The organism is Klebsiella sp. K5-204, from assembly GCF_030128585.1.
Taxonomy (GTDB): Bacteria; Pseudomonadota; Gammaproteobacteria; order Enterobacterales; family Enterobacteriaceae; genus Klebsiella; species Klebsiella quasipneumoniae.
The window spans coordinates 208,330-224,726 of record NZ_JAKUZS010000008.1 but is presented as its reverse complement, the minus strand read 5'-3'; the positions used below and the strand labels follow the sequence as shown (position 1 = coordinate 224,726).

Here is a 16,397-nt window from a genome sequence, read left to right as displayed (position 1 = left end):
CGCTTCGTTACAACCTTAACGACGATTTCTGTATTGAGAGGCCCACCGTGAGTCTATTTGATAAAACGCATCTTGTCGCCCAGGCGGATGCGCTGCCTGGACGCAATACCCCGATGCCAGTGGCGACGCTCCACGCAGTTAACGGCCACTCGATGACCAACGTCCCGGCGGGGATGGAAGTCGCGCTGTTCGCCATGGGCTGCTTCTGGGGAGTTGAACGTCTGTTCTGGCAATTGCCGGGGGTTTACAGCACCGCCGCCGGCTACACTGGCGGCTATACGCCCAATCCGACCTATCGCGAAGTGTGCAGCGGCCAGACCGGTCACGCGGAAGCGGTTCGCGTGGTCTACGATCCGCAGGTCATCAGCTATGAGCAGTTATTGCAGGTGTTCTGGGAAAATCACGACCCGGCGCAGGGAATGAGACAGGGTAACGACCACGGCACCCAGTACCGTTCGGCGATTTACCCGTTGACGCCGGAACAGACGGAAGCGGCAAAGGCCAGCCTCGCGCGCTTCCAGGCGGCGATGAACGACGCGCACGATACCCGGCACATCACCACCGAGATCGCCACCGCCAAACCGTTCTACTATGCCGAGGACGATCACCAGCAGTATCTGTATAAGAACCCGCACGGCTATTGCGGCATCGGCGGCATTGGCGTCTGCCTGCCGCCTCAGGCGTAATTCTGATTTCCGCCTCAACAGCGAGGCGGTTAATGAACGCTCTGGCGGCTTTACATTCCCTTACGCTATACTACCCAGTGTGACAGCCGGTCCAGCGCCTTCGGACCGGTTTTTTATGTATTCCACATTTGAGTTATCAACTTCCCTTCCGAGGATCTGACCTCAACGGTCAGAAAAGATATGTTAAACAGTATTTTAGTAATACTCTGTCTGATAGCCGTCAGTGCCTTTTTTTCGATATCGGAAATCTCACTGGCCGCCTCACGTAAAATCAAACTGAAACTGCTGGCCGATGAAGGCAACGTCAACGCACAGCGGGTGCTGAAGATGCAGGAGAACCCGGGCACCTTCTTTACCGTTGTGCAGATTGGCCTTAACGCCGTCGCCATTCTGGGCGGTATCGTGGGCGACGCGGCCTTCTCCCCGGCGTTTTATAGCCTGCTCAGCGGGTATATGTCACCGGAGCTCTCCGAGCAGCTGAGCTTCATCATCTCTTTTACCCTGGTCACCAGCTTGTTCATCCTGTTTGCTGACCTGACTCCGAAACGCATCGGTATGATTGCGCCCGAAACCGTGGCCCTGCGCATCATCAACCCGATGCGCTTCTGCCTGTTAGTCTTCCGCCCGCTGGTGTGGTTGTTTAACGGCATGGCTAATATGATCTTCCGCATCTTCAAACTGCCGATGGTGCGGAAAGACGATATCACCTCCGACGATATCTATGCCGTGGTTGAGGCCGGCGCGCTGGCCGGGGTGCTGCGCAAGCAGGAGCATGAGCTGATTGAGAACGTGTTCGAGCTGGAGTCCCGCACCGTTCCTTCCTCCATGACCCCGCGTGAAAGCGTCATTTGGTTTGATTTGCATGAAGACGAGCAGAGCCTGAAGAATAAAGTGGCCGAGCATCCGCACTCGAAGTTCCTCGTCTGTAATGAAGATATCGACCATATTATCGGCTACGTCGATTCCAAAGATCTGCTGAACCGCGTGCTGGCGAACCAGAGCCTGGTGCTGACCGGCGGCGTGCAGATCCGCAACACGCTGATCGTCCCGGATACCCTGACCCTCTCCGAAGCGCTGGAAAGTTTCAAAACCGCCGGGGAAGACTTCGCGGTGATCATGAATGAATATGCGCTGGTGGTCGGGATCATCACCCTTAACGACGTGATGACGACTTTGATGGGCGATCTCGTCGGCCAGGGGCTGGAAGAGCAGATCGTCGCTCGCGATGAAAACTCGTGGCTGATCGATGGCGGTACGCCGATTGATGACGTGATGCGCGTGCTGGATATCGACGAGTTTCCGCAGTCCGGGAACTACGAGACCATCGGCGGCTTTATGATGTTTATGCTGCGTAAAATCCCCAAGCGCACCGACGCGGTGAAGTTCTCCGGCTATAAGTTCGAGGTCGTGGATATCGACAACTACCGTATCGACCAGCTGCTGGTGACCCGCATCGATAACAAGCCAACGGTGCTGGTGCCCAAGCAGTCGGAAGCGGCGGAAAGCCAGAACGCCTGAGCGTCATCTTTTCTCTCTCTTAAGGGCGGATGATCATCCGCCCTTTTTATTGCCCGAATGTGAAGCGGCTCACGCCCCTCTGCCGATAGCAGATTATTACTGCTCCATAGCGAAACGTTCATGACTCCCCCATGCGCAAAAAGGTAACGTTGCTCGCGTCTACACGATCATATTCCTGAATAAAGGAAGCGAGGGTTACCATGATAACGTCGAATAAAAATTACTTTATCAGCTGTCTGTTTTTCCTGTTTTTCTTTATAGGCTGGGGATGCTGCTACCCCTATTTATCACTGTGGTTAACGGAAACCATCGGTATTAACTACACGGACGTCGGTCTGGTTTATTCTTTCACCGCCATTGTGGCCGTCTGCGTTCAGCCATTATTCGGTTTTATATCGGATAAGCTGGTGTATCGTAAGAATTTGATGTGGATGCTGGCGATCATTATCACCTTATTCGCCCCATACTGGATCTATGTCTTCGCGCCTCTGTTAAAAATAAATGTGTTCCTCGGCGCACTGGCTGGCGGCCTCTATATTGGCATGGCCTACGGCGCAGGCTGCGGGATTTGCGAAGCCTACATCGATAAGGTCAGCCGCGCCTCCGGCTTCGAATTTGGTCGGGCGAGGATGTTCGGCGGCATCGGCGCCGCGATCGGCACCTTTGCGGCAGGAAAGCTCTACGGCATCGATCAGAACATGATTTTCTGGCTGGCCAGCGCGGCAGGTGTCTGCCTGCTGGTGATTGTCTGGAAAATGCAGATCAGCACCCATCAGCAGCAGGGGCTACTGTCTGGCAAAACGTCTCCGGTCACCCTCCGCGATGCCGCCTCGCTGCTGAAAATTAAAAAATTCTGGTTCTTCGCGCTCTATGTGATTGGTGTGGGCGCGGTCTATGAAACCTATGACCAGCAGTTCGCTATCTACTACAGCCACTTTTTTGAGAGTAAAGCCCGGGGCGCAGAAGTCTTCGGTTATTTAACGACAGGACAGATTTTCGTTGATGCCGTCGTCATGTTCTTTGCGCCGTGGTTTGTGAATAAAATCGGCCCCAAAAATGCGCTGTTATACTGCGGGCTGATTATGAGCTTGCGCATTATCGGTTCCGCGTGGGCTATTGGCCCGATATCCATCAGCCTGATTAAACTTCTCCATGGATTTGAAAGCTCGGTGTTACTCGTCGCGGCGCTTAAATATATTACCGCTAACTTTAACCCCCTGCTTTCAGCGACGGTTTACTTAATTGGTTTTCAGTTTTCAAAAAGCTTTAGCTCTATTTTCCTCTCCACCGGCATCGGCCATATGTACCAGAGAATGGGCTTTACCAGCAGCTATATCGTGCTGGGAAGTATCGCCCTGTGCTTCACGCTCATTTCGTTTATCACGCTGGATAAAGCGCGCGTGTTCTCTTCACAACCTGTGCCCGCGAATTAATGTCAGGAGGTAGTCTGCATGTCTCAGTTATTTTATGGCGTGGCGTATTACGATGAATATATGCCGGAAGATCGGCTGGCCAAGGATATTGCCTTAATGCGCGAAACCGGCATTAACGTGGTGCGTATCGCCGAGTCCACATGGAGTACGCTGGAGCCCGAAGAGGGCCAGTACAATTTCTACCATATCGACCGGGTGCTGGCGGCGATGCATGAGGCCGGCATCGCGGTCATCGTCGGGACGCCGACCTACGCGGTCCCGGCCTGGCTGGCGGCGAAACATCCCGATATTCTGGTCACCACCGTCACAGGGCAGCAAAAGTATGGCCCACGGCAGATCATGGATATCGTCAACCCGACCTTTCGCCGCTATGCCGAAAAAATTATCCGCACGCTGATGGCGCATGTGCAGCACCATCCGGCAATTATCGGCTGGCAACTGGATAACGAAACCAAGCATTACGACAATATCGGCCGCTATATGCAGGAGGGCTTTGTGCGCAGCCTGCAGGAGAAATATCCTGACCTCCGGCAGCTGAATCACGATTTCGGTCTGGATTACTGGAGCAACCGCATTGACCGCTGGCAGGATTTTCCGCCGGTGGAAAATACCATCAACGCCAGCCTCGCCTGCGCCTTTTTCCGTTATCAGCGCCAGCAGGTCACCGAGTATCTGGCCTGGCAGGCGGAGATCGTGCGCGAGTACGCCCAGCCGCACCAGTTCGTCACCCACAACTTCGATTTTGAATGGCGCGGTTACTCTTACGGCGTGCAGCCGCGGGTCGACCATTTTGCGGCAGCGCAGGCACTGGATATCGCCGGTGTTGATATCTATCACCCGAGCCAGGCGCACCTGACCGGGCGGGAAATCGCCTTCGGCGGCGCCATCACCCGCTCGCTTAAGCCGGGCCAGAACTACTTCGTGCTGGAAACGCAGGCGCAGGGTTTCGCCCAGTGGACTCCCTTCCCGGGCCAGCTGCGCCTGCAGGCGTTCAGCCATATCGCCTCCGGCGCCGCCATGGTCTCCTACTGGCATTGGCATTCAATTCATAACGCCTTCGAAACCTACTGGAAGGGGCTGCTCAGCCACGACTTCTCGCGTAATCCGACCTGGCAGGAGGCCACCACTATCGGGGCTGACTTTGCCCGCCTGTCGCCGCAGCTGGCGGAGCTGAAGGCCGAAAACGACGTTGCGCTGCTGATAAGCAATGAGGCAATGGACGCCCTTAACCAGTTCCGCCCCGGCGACGCCGAGGGCAATATTTATAACGATATTTTCCGCCGCTTCCACGATGCGCTGTATGACCACAATATCAGCCTCGATATCATCCACGACGTCAACGAGGAGACTTCTCGCTACCGGGTGCTGATCGTTCCCGGCCTGTACGCTGCCGATGATGGCCTGCTGGCGCGTATCAACCACTATATCGCCGAGGGCGGCAGAGCGCTTATCGGCTTTAAATCGGGCTTTAGCGATGAAAACGTCAAAGTGCGCCGCAGCGCGCAGCCTGGGATCCTGCGGCAGAGCTGCGGCGTCAGCTACAGCCAGTTCACCCTGCCGGAAGGGACAACGGTAAGCTCATGCTGCGCGGATATTGATTGCCGCAACGACAATCAGGCGGAGCTGTGGATGGAGCTGCTGACGCCCGATGCCGGGACCCGCACTCTGCTGCGCTATCAGCATCCGGCATGGGGCGAGTACGCGGCCGCCACCGAAGCGGATTATGGCCGGGGACGATCGATGTACGTTGGCTTCCTGCCGCAGAAGCGATTGATTAGCCAGCTGTTTGATGTACTCACTGCCGATCTCGCATTGCGCTCGCGCACTTCCGCCTATCGCTACCCATTAGTGGTCAAAAAGATGCGTAATCGCGCCGGGAAAACCATCCACTTCCTGTTCAATTACTCTGGCGAGACGCTCGATTTCGGTAGCGAAACGGCGGGGAACGACCTGCTGAGCGGGGAAACAGTGCGCTGCGGCCAGCCGTTGCGCCTCAGGGCATGGGAATTTACTATCATCGAAAGGTAATGACGCTGCGACGCTCAGGTGGGAGAGAGAATGGAACTTGATATCAATGAGCTACTCAATTTCTCGCCATTGATGAAAACCTTTACCTTCAATGCCTGGGTTGTCGCGGGCTTCACGCCGATAACCCGCGGCTCCAAACTGGACTACTACATTAATCGTCCGCAGGGGATGAAAGGTTACATCATCAATCTGACCCTGCGTGGCCAGGCGCGGGCGAAAGCGGGCGATGGCTTTCTTCTGTGTCGGGAAAACGATCTGCTGCTGTTTCCCCCCGGCGTGCCTCATCATTACGGCAGAGACGAACACAGCGAGTATTGGGACCATCTCTGGATCTACTTTATTCCCCGCCCCTACTGGATAGACTGGCTAAAATGGGACCAAACCACGCACGGCATCGGCAAAACGACCGTTGCTGGCCCCGACCAGCTCCAGCACCTGCGCGATCTGTTCCATGAAGTGATACGCCACCACTCGGCCTCCGCGCCGCTGTCGGAAGCGCTGGCGATGAACGCCCTGGAAAGGTTGATCCTCCGCTGTTTTCAGCAACAGCCCATCAGCAACCGCCACGCCCACGATCCGCGAATTAACGCCGTCTGCGACTACCTTAACGCCCATATCGCGCAAGAGGTAAAAATCGAGACCCTGGCGGCGATGGTATTTATCTCTCCTTCACGTCTGGCGCACCTTTTCAAAAATGAGCTGGGGCAGACGGTTTACGCCTGGCGGGAAGCTCAGCGCATCAACCGCGCCAGGTGGCTCATTCAGAGCACCACACTCCCGCTTAACAAGATTGCCTTATCGGTGGGTTACAGCGATCCGGTCTATTTCACCCGCTTGTTTCGTAAACATAACGGCATTCCACCGGGAGAGTATCGCAAACGCTATGCGGAGATGAAGGGCTGAAAACATCAACGGCCCCCATCGGGAGCCGTCTTTTACCTACTACGTACTGCTACGTGTCAGGTTATGCCATCTCAGTTTGCAGACGCAACACCTGACGATTGACTTCAGACATCACTGACAGATGCAGCTTGTCCTTGACCTTCGGGATAAGGATTTTGCCCTTATCAAATTCAAATGCGCCAACGTCCTTGATGTACAACCGTCCACGAAACAGGATCTTCACGTACTTCGCCACTTGCAGCGGATTGTAGCGTTGGAAAATTTTCATTCTTCTCTCCTGCCAGGGTTACGCTCCTGTGGTGCCACAGTTAGCCCACGTATCGGGAGCGCAAATTTTAATGCCCTAAAACTATAGTCCAGAATCTCAGAGGGACCCAGTGTGTATAAGTTTATTTACCGTTTGATGACAATAATTCAGAATTTTCGTTTCGGACATACGATGAAGTAAGTATAAGTCGCCGTTTTTCGACTAATTTGTGCGTCAACACGCAAACTGGCATCCTCATTGCGGGTAATCGTCGCCAATCGCACTTATCATTAAACGAGACCAAGTGGTCGGATCACCTGCACAAAAATGATTAAGGATTCCGCATGACCCTACGTAGCATACTGGCCGCCTCGTTACTCCTCTTCCCGCTGCTGGCCTCAGCGCATAACTTTGTCGACGGCCAGCGCGTGGCGCCGGTCGGCGTCGCGGATCGGGGCGAACTTATTCTGGATAATGATAAGTTTAGCTATAAAAACTGGAATAGCTCGCAGCTGGTGGGAAAAGTGCGAGTCATCCAGCACATCGCTGGTCGCTCGTCAGCAAAAGAGAAAAATGCCAACCTGATCGAGGCGATTAAAGCGGCGAGCTTCCCACACGATCGCTATCAGACCACCACCATTGTCAATACCGACGATGCCATCCCGGGCACCGGCATGTTCGTACGCAACAGTATCGAGAGTAATAAACAGCTCTTCCCGTGGTCGCAATTTATCGTCGACAGCAACGGGCTGGTGCGGAAAGCCTGGCAACTGGACGAGAAGAGCTCCGCGATTGTGGTGCTGGATAAGAGCGGGCGCGTACAGTGGGCGAAAGACGGCGCGCTCACCCAGCAGGAGGTGCAGCAGGTGATCGACCTGCTGCGTAAGCTGCTTAATAAATAGAGACCCGGAAGCCGGGGTTGAGGAAGGATTCACGCGGCGTGTAGTCGAGGGTTTTCCCCTGCCAGTCGTGAACATGCGCCCCGGCGGCGACCGCGACCGCATGGCCGGCGGCGGTGTCCCAGGTGCTGGTCGGCCCGAAGCGCGGATAGAGCTGGGCCTGACCTTCCGCCACCAGGCAGAACTTCAGCGAGGAGCCGATAGAGGTGGTCTGGTGCTCGCCCAGCTGCTCAAGGTACTCCTGCAGCTCCGGATCGTTGCCATGGGAGCGGCTGATCACCACCAGCGGCGGACGGGCATCGCGGACCTGGATCTGCTTGCGCACGCCGCACTCTTCTTTCCAGGCTTTGCCTTTTTCCGCGCTGTACATCACCTTCATCACCGGCGCGTAGACCACGCCCAGCGTCGGCTTGCCGTTTTCAATCAGCGCGATATTGACGGTGAACTCGCCGTTACGCTTAATAAATTCTTTGGTGCCGTCCAGCGGGTCGACCAGCCAGTAGCGCTGCCAGTGCTGACGCACTTCCCAGGCCGGCGGGTCCTCTTCCGACAAAACAGGAATGGTGGCATCCAGCGCCTGCAGGCCGCTGACAATGACTTTATGCGCCGCGATATCCGCCGCCGTGACCGGAGAATCATCTTTCTTGCTGGCGACGTTGATCGGTTGGTTTCCATCGTAAACTTCCATGATGGCATCGCCCGCGTTCCGTGCAAGCTGACATACTTGTTCTAACATTCTCCACCTCGTCTGGTTACAGTGGCGTTAACTCGTTGTTTTATTTATATCGCATCACCGCAAGTTCCGCTATCTGTGATAACGATGGCGGTTTCGCTGCCCACTTTTCTGGCAAGATTCACATTTCTGTAAGCAACAGAATATAAATACATTTTCTTCTGTGCTATCGCTCATAAAAAAAGGACGCCTCTGATGATTAAGTTTAGCGCAACGCTCCTGGCCACGCTGATCGCCGCCAGCGTCAGCGCCGCAACGGTCGACCTGCGGATCATGGAAACCACCGATCTGCACAGCAATATGATGGACTTTGACTATTACAAAGATGCCGCCACGGAGAAATTCGGCCTGGTGCGTACCGCCACCCTGATCGAACAGGCGCGGGCAGAAGCGAAAAACAGCGTACTGGTAGATAACGGGGATGTGATCCAGGGGAGCCCGCTGGGCGACTACATGGCCGCCAGGGGGCTGAAAGAGGGCGATGTTCATCCAGTGTATAAGGCGATGAACACCCTGAATTATGCCGTCGGCAACCTGGGCAACCATGAATTCAACTACGGCCTCGACTTCCTGCACAAAGCGCTGGCGGGGGCGAAATTCCCCTACGTGAACGCCAATATCATCGATGCCAAAACCGGCAAACCGCTGTTCACCCCCTACCTGATTCAGGATACCCCGGTTCAGGACAGCGACGGTCAATCCCATACCCTGCGCATCGGCTATATCGGCTTTGTGCCGCCGCAGATCATGACCTGGGATAAAGCCAATCTTAGCAGCAAAGTGACGGTCAACGACATTACCGAAACCGCGCGCAAATATATCCCGGAGATGCGGGCGAAAGGCGCTGACGTGGTCGTGGTGGTCGCGCACTCCGGCCTCTCCGCCGACCCGTATCAGGCGATGGCCGAGAACTCGGTCTACTACTTAAGCCAGGTGCCCGGCGTTGACGCCATCATGTTCGGCCACGCCCACGCGGTGTTCCCCGGCAAAGACTTCGCCAACATTAAAGGCGCGGATATCGCCAGAGGGACGCTGAACGGCGTGCCGGCGGTAATGCCGGGAATGTGGGGCGATCACCTCGGGGTGGTCGATCTGGTGCTGAACAACGACAGCGGAAAATGGCAGGTGACTCAGAGTAAAGCGGAAGCGCGGCCAATCTACGACGCGGTGGCGAAGAAATCGCTGGCGGCGGAAGACGGCAAGCTGGTGGCGGTGCTGAAAGCCGATCACGACGCCACTCGCGAGTTCGTCAGTCAGCCGATCGGCAAGTCCGCCGACAACATGTACAGCTATCTGGCGCTGGTGCAGGACGACCCGACGGTGCAGGTGGTCAACATGGCGCAAAAAGCCTACGTCGAACACTACATTCAGGGCGACCCGGATCTGGCGAAACTGCCGGTGCTCTCCGCCGCCGCGCCGTTTAAAGTCGGCGGGCGTAAAAACGATCCGGCGAGCTTCGTGGAAGTGGAAAAAGGCCAGCTCACCTTCCGCAACGCCGCCGACCTCTATCTCTACCCGAACACCCTGGTGGTGATGAAGGTCAGCGGGAAGGAGGTCAAGGAGTGGCTGGAGTGCTCGGCCGGGCAGTTTAACCAGATAGACCCGGCCAGCAGCAAGCCGCAGTCGCTGATCAACTGGGACGGCTTCCGCACCTATAACTTCGACGTGATTGACGGGGTGAACTACCAGATCGACGTCAGCCAGCCGGCCCGCTACGACGGCGAGTGCCAGATGATCCATCCGCAGGCAGAGCGCATCAAGGGCCTGACCTTCAATGGCAAACCGGTCGATCCGCAGGCCACTTTCCTGGTCGCCACCAATAACTATCGCGCTTACGGCGGTAAATTCGCCGGCACCGGCGAAAGCCATATCGCCTTTGCCTCACCGGATGAAAACCGTTCGGTGCTGGCGGCGTGGATTGGGGCGCAATCGAAGAAGGATGGCGCGATCCATCCGGCGGCGGATAACAACTGGCGCCTGGCGCCGATCCACAGTAAGACACCGCTGGATATTCGTTTTGAGACCTCGCCTGGCGACAAAGCCGCGGCGTTTATCAAAGAGAAAGCCCAGTATCCGATGCGCCAGGTGGCCGCCGATGATATCGGCTTCGCCATTTATCAGCTGGATTTGAGTCAGTAATGCCTGTTCCCCGGTGGCGCTGCGCTTACCGGGGCTACAAACCGGAGCTGACGGGTAGCCCGGATAAGGCGCCAGCCGCTATCCGGGTACATCTCCCCGGTGGCGGGGCTACAGGGAGTGATACATTTTCACTCCCCGTGGCTCGCCAGCACCGCGGGCAAATTAACCTCGATCCAGTCCGCCAGGGCGGCCACTTTATCGCTCACCTGCAGACCGAGCGGCGTCAGGCTATATTCAACGTGCGGCGGCACCACCGGATAAGAGACGCGGTCGATAAAACCATCCTGCTCCAGGGCCTGCAGCGACTGCGCCAGCATCTTTTCGCTGACCCCGCCCATTTTGCGCCGCAGATCGCTGAAGCGATGGGTCCCCTCGCGCAGCGCCACCAGAATCAACACGCCCCAGCGGCTGGTGACATGTTTAAGCACATCGCGCGACGGGCACTGTTCCGCAAACAGATTGCCGTTGCGCAGTTTATCGCTCAGCGTCGGTTCGGCCATTTTCATACTTACCTTTTTGTACGTACTTACTAAAAGTTAGTTAAGGTGTTAGCTTACCACAACTGCCAATAAACACGAAGGAGAAGCCTCATGATCGCCCTTACCGGTGCCACCGGCCAGCTTGGCCACTACGTTCTGCAAGACCTGCTTAAAACCGTTCCTGCCAGCCAGATTGTGGCGATTGTCCGCAACCCGGCCAAAGCCCAGGCGCTCAGCCAGCAGGGCGTCGTCGTCCGCCAGGCCGACTATAGCGACGAAGCGGCATTGACCGCCGCGCTGCAGGGTGTGAATAAACTGCTGTTAATCTCCTCCAGCGAAGTCGGCCAGCGTGCCGTACAGCACCGTAACGTCATCAACGCCGCCAAAGCCGCTGGGGTGACATTCATCGCCTATACCAGCCTGCTGCACGCCGACACTTCGCCGCTGGGCCTGGCCGCAGAGCATATTGAAACCGAGCAGATGCTGGCCGACTCTGGCATCGCTTACGCCCTGCTGCGCAATGGCTGGTATACCGAAAACTATCTGGCCAGCGCGCCGCCGGCGCTGGAACACGGCGTGTTTATCGGCGCCGCCGGCGAAGGTAAAATTGCCTCCGCTACCCGCGCGGATTATGCCGCCGCGGCCGCCCGCGTTATCGCCGGTGAAGGCCATGCAGGGAAAGTTTACGAACTGGCGGGCGATAACGCCTGGACGCTGAGCGACCTGGCTGCCGAGCTGAGCACGCACAGCGGGAAAAACGTGGTCTATCAGAACCTCAGCGAAGCCGACTTCGCCGCCGCGCTGAAAAGCGTCGGCCTGCCGGCGGGTCTGGCGGATATGCTGGCGGACTCCGACGTCGGCGCCTCGAAAGGCGGGCTGTTTGACGACAGCCACACCCTGAGTACATTGATCGGCCGTCCGACCACTTCCCTTGCCGAAAGCGTGAAAGGCATGCTGTAACCGCCCCTCTCAGCTTTTGCGGTTGCGTCCCGGCGGTTCCTCTCTCATATTGAAGAGATCAACCGTCGGGAGGCAGGCATGCAGGGCGTACCACCCCAATTTAGTGATGAAAAAGATCGTGCGCGCTTTCGCCATCTCGAACAGCTTCCCGGGGTGGAGCTTTACCACGCCCATATCTCCCGCTACGCCTTTGAACCCCATACTCACGAAGCCTTCGGCATCGGCGTGATTGAGCAAGGCGCCGAGCGCTTTCGCTACCGTGGCAGCCAGCATATCGCCGCCGCCAACGCTATTGTCACCATGAATCCCGACGAGCTGCACACCGGCGAAGCGGAAACCGCCGACGGCTGGCGCTACCGGATGATTTATCTGGAGCCGGACCGTCTGGAAGCCATCACCGGGGTGCGCGACTGGTGGTTCAGCGAGGTGGTCCGCGAGGATCCCCTGCGGTCCCGGCGGATTGGCCAGCTAATATATGGCCTGTGGCACAGCGACGATGCGCTGGCCCAGCAGGGAATGCTGCTCGACCTCATCGACACCTTCCGCCCTCTGGCCCACCATGCCTCGGCGCAGGGCGAGACAGGACATCGCTTCGACCGCGTGCGCGACTACCTGCACGATAACTATATGCGCCCCATCACCCTCGACGAGCTGGCTCAGGTGGCGGCGCTTAGCCCGTACCACTTTCAGCGCCAGTTTAAAGCCCACTATCATGTGACGCCCCATCAGATGTTGATGGCCATCCGCCTGTGGCGCGCCAAGGCGTTTCTCACCCACGGCATGCCCGCCGCCGAAGTGGCGATAGCCGTCGGCCTTACCGACCAGTCTCACCTGACCCGCGCCTTCACCCAGCGTTACGGCATTACGCCGGTACGCTATCAGAAGCAGGTCGCCAGGCGCTGATGCGCAATCTCATACAATATTCCCGCCCGCCCTCCTTCTACACTGCAGACAACCGTGATGACAATGGATGCAATGATGATTAGTGGTGTGTTGTACGCCCTGCTGGCGGGGCTGATGTGGGGATTAATCTTTGTCGGGCCTTTGCTGGTGCCCGAGTATCCGGCGATGCTCCAGTCGATGGGACGCTATCTGGCGCTGGGTCTGATCGCCCTGCCGCTGGCATGGCTCGGGCGCGCGCGTTTGCGCCAGCTGAGCCGGAACGACTGGTGGACCGCGCTGGGTCTGACGATGATGGGAAATCTTATCTATTACGTCTGTCTGGCCAGCGCCATTCAGCGCACCGGGGCGCCGGTCTCCACCATGATTATCGGCACGCTGCCGGTGGTATTGCCGGTCTTCGCCAATCTGCTCTACAGCCAGCGTGACGGAAAGCTGCCGTGGCGGCGCCTGTTTCCGGCGCTGGTCTGCATCGCCGTCGGCCTGATCTGCGTTAACGTCGCGGAACTGCGCCAGGGGTTGCCTGATTTTAGTCCGTGGCGCTACGGCTCCGGCATTGCGCTGGCGCTGGGGTCGGTGGTCTGCTGGGCCTGGTATGCGCTGCGCAACGCCCGCTGGCTGCGGGAGAATCCGCATCAACCGCCGATGATGTGGGCTACCGCTCAGGCGCTGGTGACGCTTCCGGTTTCGCTGGCCGGTTATCTCGCCGCCTGCGCCTGGCTGCACGGTCAGCAGGCCGGGTTCCCCCTGCCCTTCGGCCCACGCCCGGCGGTGTTCATTACGCTGATGCTGGCCATCGCGGTGCTCTGCTCATGGGTCGGCGCGCTGTGCTGGAATATTGCCAGTCAACGGTTGCCGACGGTGATCCTCGGGCCGCTTATCGTTTTCGAAACCCTGGCCGGGCTCCTGTATACCTTTCTGCTGCGACAAAGCTTACCGCCGCTGTTAACCCTGAGCGGGATCCTGCTGCTGGTGCTCGGCGTGGTCTCCGCCGTACGCGCCAGGCCGGACAAACCGACGTTGCAACCGCTGACGCACGAAAAAAAGTAGCTGGGCCCTCTTAAGGGGTATTCCCTCGCCATAAAGATGCATTTAAAATACATCTTATATTCCTGATGACGAGGTAACTGCTATGGCTTTCCGTGACCAACCTTTAGGCGAGCTGGCGCTGACCATCCCCCGCGCCTCCGCCCTGTTCCGTCAATACGATATGGACTACTGCTGCGGCGGCAAACAGACGCTGGCGCGCGCCGCATCGCGTAAAGCGCTGGATGTCGCGGTGATCGAAGCCGAGCTGGCGAAACTGGCCGAGCAGCCCGTCACCCACGACTGGCGCGCGGCGCCTCTCGCGGAGATTATCGACCATATCATCGTTCGCTATCATGATCGGCACCGCGAACAGCTGCCGGAGCTGATCCTGCAGGCCACCAAGGTGGAACGGGTGCATGCCGATAAACCGAACGTGCCGAAAGGGCTGACGAAGTACCTGACCATGCTGCAGCAGGAGCTCTCCAGCCACATGATGAAAGAGGAGCAGATCCTGTTCCCGATGATCAAACAGGGGATGGGCGCCCAGGCCGGGGGCCCCATCAGCGTGATGGAAAGCGAGCATGACGAAGCGGGTGAACTGCTGGAGGTGATCAAACATATCACCCATAACGTGACGCCGCCGCCGGAAGCGTGCACCACCTGGAAAGCGATGTATAACGGTATCAACGAGATGATTGACGATCTGATGGAGCACATCAGCCTGGAAAATAACGTGCTGTTCCCGCGAGCCCTCGCAGGAGAATAACGAAAAAGGCGCCCGCAGGCGCCCTCGACATTGCCGTCTTATTTGGCCACTCCGGGTGGCCTTTTTTATGACGGTCCGTTGCAAGCAACGTTAAAATGCTCTTTTATTTCGCCAGACGTTTTTTGCCGGCAAACAGCCAGCCCGCACCCAGCAGAACGAACCACAGCGGGGTGACCATCAGCGCTTCACGGGTGTCATCTTCGAGGGTCAACAGCACCAGTACGAAGACGAAGAAGGCCATGCACACCCAGCACATTAATTTGCCCAGCGGCATCTTATATTTGGACTTCTCGTGCAGCTGCGGACGCTTTTTACGGTAGACCAGATAAGAGCAAAGGATGATGGTCCAGACGAACATGAACAGGATCGCCGACACCGTGGTGATCATGGTGAACGCGGCGATCACGCTCGGGTTGACCATCAGCATCACCACACCGCCCAGCAGGCACATGCAGGAGAAGGTTAAGCCCTTCGCCGGCACCGCACGCTTCGACAGCTTGGCGAACATCTTCGGCGCCTGACCATCCTGCGCCAGACCGAACAGCATACGGCTGGTGGAGAAGACGCCGCTGTTGGCCGATGAGGCTGCGGAAGTCAGCACCACGAAGTTAATCAGGCTCGCCGCCGCCGGCAGACCAACCAGCACGAACAGCTCAACGAACGGGCTCTTGCTTGGCACCACGGAGCTCCACGGCGTCACCGACATAATCACAATCAGCGCGAAGACGTAGAACATAATGATACGCAGCGGGATGGAGTTAATCGCCCGCGGCAGGGATTTTTCCGGGTCTTTGGTTTCGGCCGCGGTGGTACCGACCAGCTCAATCCCCACGAAGGCGAATACCGCAATCTGGAAGCCGGCGAAGAAGCCGCTCAGCCCTTTCGGGAACCAGCCGCCGTCATTCCACAGATGCGCGAAAGAGGCTTCGACGCCGGTCGGCGATTTGAAATGCATCATGACCATCACCAGGCCGACCACGATCAGCGCCACGATGGCGACGATTTTGATCATCGCGAACCAGAACTCCATTTCGCCAAACATTTTGACGGTGGCAAGGTTCAGGCCCAGCAGCAGCAGGATCACCGCCAGCGACGCGACCCAGTCGGAGAGTCCGGGAAACCAGAACTGCGCGTAGGCGGTGATCGCCACCACGTCCGCCATCCCCGTCACCACCCAGCAGAACCAATAGGTCCAGCCGGTAAAGTAGCCCGCCCAGGGGCCCAGCAGATCGGCCGCAAAGTCGCTGAAGGATTTATATTCGAGGTTCGACAGCAGTAATTCGCCCATGGCTCGCATAACGAAAAACAGCATAAAACCGATAATCATATAAACAAAAATAATGGATGGCCCGGCAAGGCTGATGGTTTTGCCAGAACCCATAAATAATCCAGTGCCGATCGCCCCGCCAATTGCAATCAGCTGAATATGTCGGTTTGTGAGATTTCGCCGTAGCGATTGTTCAGTCGGCTCCTGCTCGACAGCAGCGACTTTAACCTGATCTACCATGTGATTTCTTCCTGTTGTACCTGTCTGTGTTGTTCAGGCTCTGATGGCCTGTCGTCTGTCATTAACCCCAGCAAGGGCTAGTCGATATTAGGTAAGAATCGGAGGGATGAATACTATGATTTAGATATAATGTTAATTTTATGTTTAAAGTGAGTGTTATATCACTCATC

The 16,397-nt window shown here is 57.2% G+C and carries 15 protein-coding genes; 11 read left to right on the top strand and 4 right to left on the bottom strand.

Annotation, left to right across the window (positions count from 1 at the left end; all coding sequences use genetic code 11):
• Positions 1 to 47 precede the first annotated feature (47 nt).
• The 5 genes from msrA to araC all read left to right on the top strand — a co-directional run bounded on the left by msrA (position 48) and on the right by araC (position 6,568).
• Positions 48 to 686 carry a peptide-methionine (S)-S-oxide reductase MsrA gene (msrA, locus tag MKR05_RS21365; RefSeq protein ID WP_002886721.1) on the top strand — a complete coding sequence of 213 codons (639 nt, stop codon included), beginning with the start codon at positions 48 to 50 and terminating at the stop codon, positions 684 to 686.
• 180 nt (positions 687 to 866) lie between these two features.
• Positions 867 to 2,204, top strand: a complete 1,338-nt coding sequence (locus tag MKR05_RS21360; RefSeq protein WP_023291742.1) for a hemolysin family protein — start codon at positions 867 to 869, stop codon at positions 2,202 to 2,204.
• A 200-nt stretch (positions 2,205 to 2,404) separates the two neighbouring features.
• Positions 2,405 to 3,637, top strand: coding sequence for an oligosaccharide MFS transporter (locus MKR05_RS21355; RefSeq protein ID WP_238874945.1), 1,233 nt, complete (start codon positions 2,405 to 2,407; stop codon positions 3,635 to 3,637).
• Positions 3,638 to 3,655: 18 nt separating this feature from the next.
• Complete coding sequence (locus tag MKR05_RS21350; protein ID WP_110211754.1) at positions 3,656 to 5,665, top strand: beta-galactosidase; 2,010 nt, start codon at positions 3,656 to 3,658, stop codon at positions 5,663 to 5,665.
• Between the two features lie 30 nt (positions 5,666 to 5,695).
• Positions 5,696 to 6,568, top strand: a complete 873-nt coding sequence (araC, locus tag MKR05_RS21345) for an arabinose operon transcriptional regulator AraC (protein WP_044525192.1) — start codon at positions 5,696 to 5,698, stop codon at positions 6,566 to 6,568.
• 61 nt (positions 6,569 to 6,629) lie between these two features.
• Here the strand turns inward: araC and MKR05_RS21340 are convergent, their stop codons facing one another.
• The gene (locus MKR05_RS21340; RefSeq protein WP_002886707.1) at positions 6,630 to 6,836 is read right to left on the bottom strand and encodes a DUF1107 domain-containing protein; all 207 of its coding nucleotides are present in this window, start codon (positions 6,834 to 6,836) and stop codon (positions 6,630 to 6,632) included.
• Positions 6,837 to 7,159: 323 nt separating this feature from the next.
• On the opposite strand from MKR05_RS21340, the gene MKR05_RS21335 reads away from it, so the two are divergent.
• On the top strand, positions 7,160 to 7,717 hold the full coding sequence (locus MKR05_RS21335; RefSeq protein WP_023291738.1) for a YtfJ family protein: 558 nt from the start codon (positions 7,160 to 7,162) through the stop codon (positions 7,715 to 7,717).
• Here MKR05_RS21335 and cysQ read toward each other — a convergent pair.
• The gene (gene cysQ, locus MKR05_RS21330) at positions 7,707 to 8,450 is read right to left on the bottom strand and encodes a 3'(2'),5'-bisphosphate nucleotidase CysQ (protein ID WP_023291737.1); all 744 of its coding nucleotides are present in this window, start codon (positions 8,448 to 8,450) and stop codon (positions 7,707 to 7,709) included. The two genes, MKR05_RS21335 and cysQ, sit on opposite strands and share 11 nt — an antisense overlap.
• A gap of 192 nt (positions 8,451 to 8,642) precedes the next feature.
• On the opposite strand from cysQ, the gene cpdB reads away from it, so the two are divergent.
• The gene (gene cpdB, locus MKR05_RS21325; RefSeq protein WP_238874943.1) at positions 8,643 to 10,586 is read left to right on the top strand and encodes a 2',3'-cyclic-nucleotide 2'-phosphodiesterase; all 1,944 of its coding nucleotides are present in this window, start codon (positions 8,643 to 8,645) and stop codon (positions 10,584 to 10,586) included.
• A 128-nt stretch (positions 10,587 to 10,714) separates the two neighbouring features.
• Here cpdB and MKR05_RS21320 read toward each other — a convergent pair whose 3' ends face one another.
• The gene (locus MKR05_RS21320; RefSeq protein WP_032429258.1) at positions 10,715 to 11,086 is read right to left on the bottom strand and encodes a helix-turn-helix domain-containing protein; all 372 of its coding nucleotides are present in this window, start codon (positions 11,084 to 11,086) and stop codon (positions 10,715 to 10,717) included.
• A gap of 90 nt (positions 11,087 to 11,176) precedes the next feature.
• Here MKR05_RS21320 and MKR05_RS21315 point away from each other — a divergent pair, with 90 nt between their 5' ends.
• The 4 genes from MKR05_RS21315 to ytfE all read left to right on the top strand — a co-directional run bounded on the left by MKR05_RS21315 (position 11,177) and on the right by ytfE (position 14,720).
• The gene (locus tag MKR05_RS21315; protein WP_023291734.1) at positions 11,177 to 12,025 is read left to right on the top strand and encodes an SDR family oxidoreductase; all 849 of its coding nucleotides are present in this window, start codon (positions 11,177 to 11,179) and stop codon (positions 12,023 to 12,025) included.
• 78 nt (positions 12,026 to 12,103) lie between these two features.
• Positions 12,104 to 12,928: an AraC family transcriptional regulator gene (locus tag MKR05_RS21310; RefSeq protein WP_023291733.1), complete on the top strand. Its 825-nt coding sequence runs from the start codon at positions 12,104 to 12,106 to the stop codon at positions 12,926 to 12,928.
• Positions 12,929 to 13,003: 75 nt separating this feature from the next.
• A complete protein-coding gene (locus MKR05_RS21305) occupies positions 13,004 to 13,975 on the top strand; it encodes a DMT family transporter (RefSeq protein WP_044525189.1) in 972 nt (323 codons plus the stop codon).
• Positions 13,976 to 14,057: 82 nt separating this feature from the next.
• Positions 14,058 to 14,720 carry an iron-sulfur cluster repair protein YtfE gene (ytfE, locus tag MKR05_RS21300; protein WP_032454637.1) on the top strand — a complete coding sequence of 221 codons (663 nt, stop codon included), beginning with the start codon at positions 14,058 to 14,060 and terminating at the stop codon, positions 14,718 to 14,720.
• Between the two features lie 103 nt (positions 14,721 to 14,823).
• Here the strand turns inward: ytfE and cycA are convergent, their stop codons facing one another.
• Positions 14,824 to 16,227: a D-serine/D-alanine/glycine transporter gene (gene cycA / locus MKR05_RS21295; RefSeq protein WP_023291730.1), complete on the bottom strand. Its 1,404-nt coding sequence runs from the start codon at positions 16,225 to 16,227 to the stop codon at positions 14,824 to 14,826.
• Between the last annotated feature and the right edge of the window lie 170 nt (positions 16,228 to 16,397).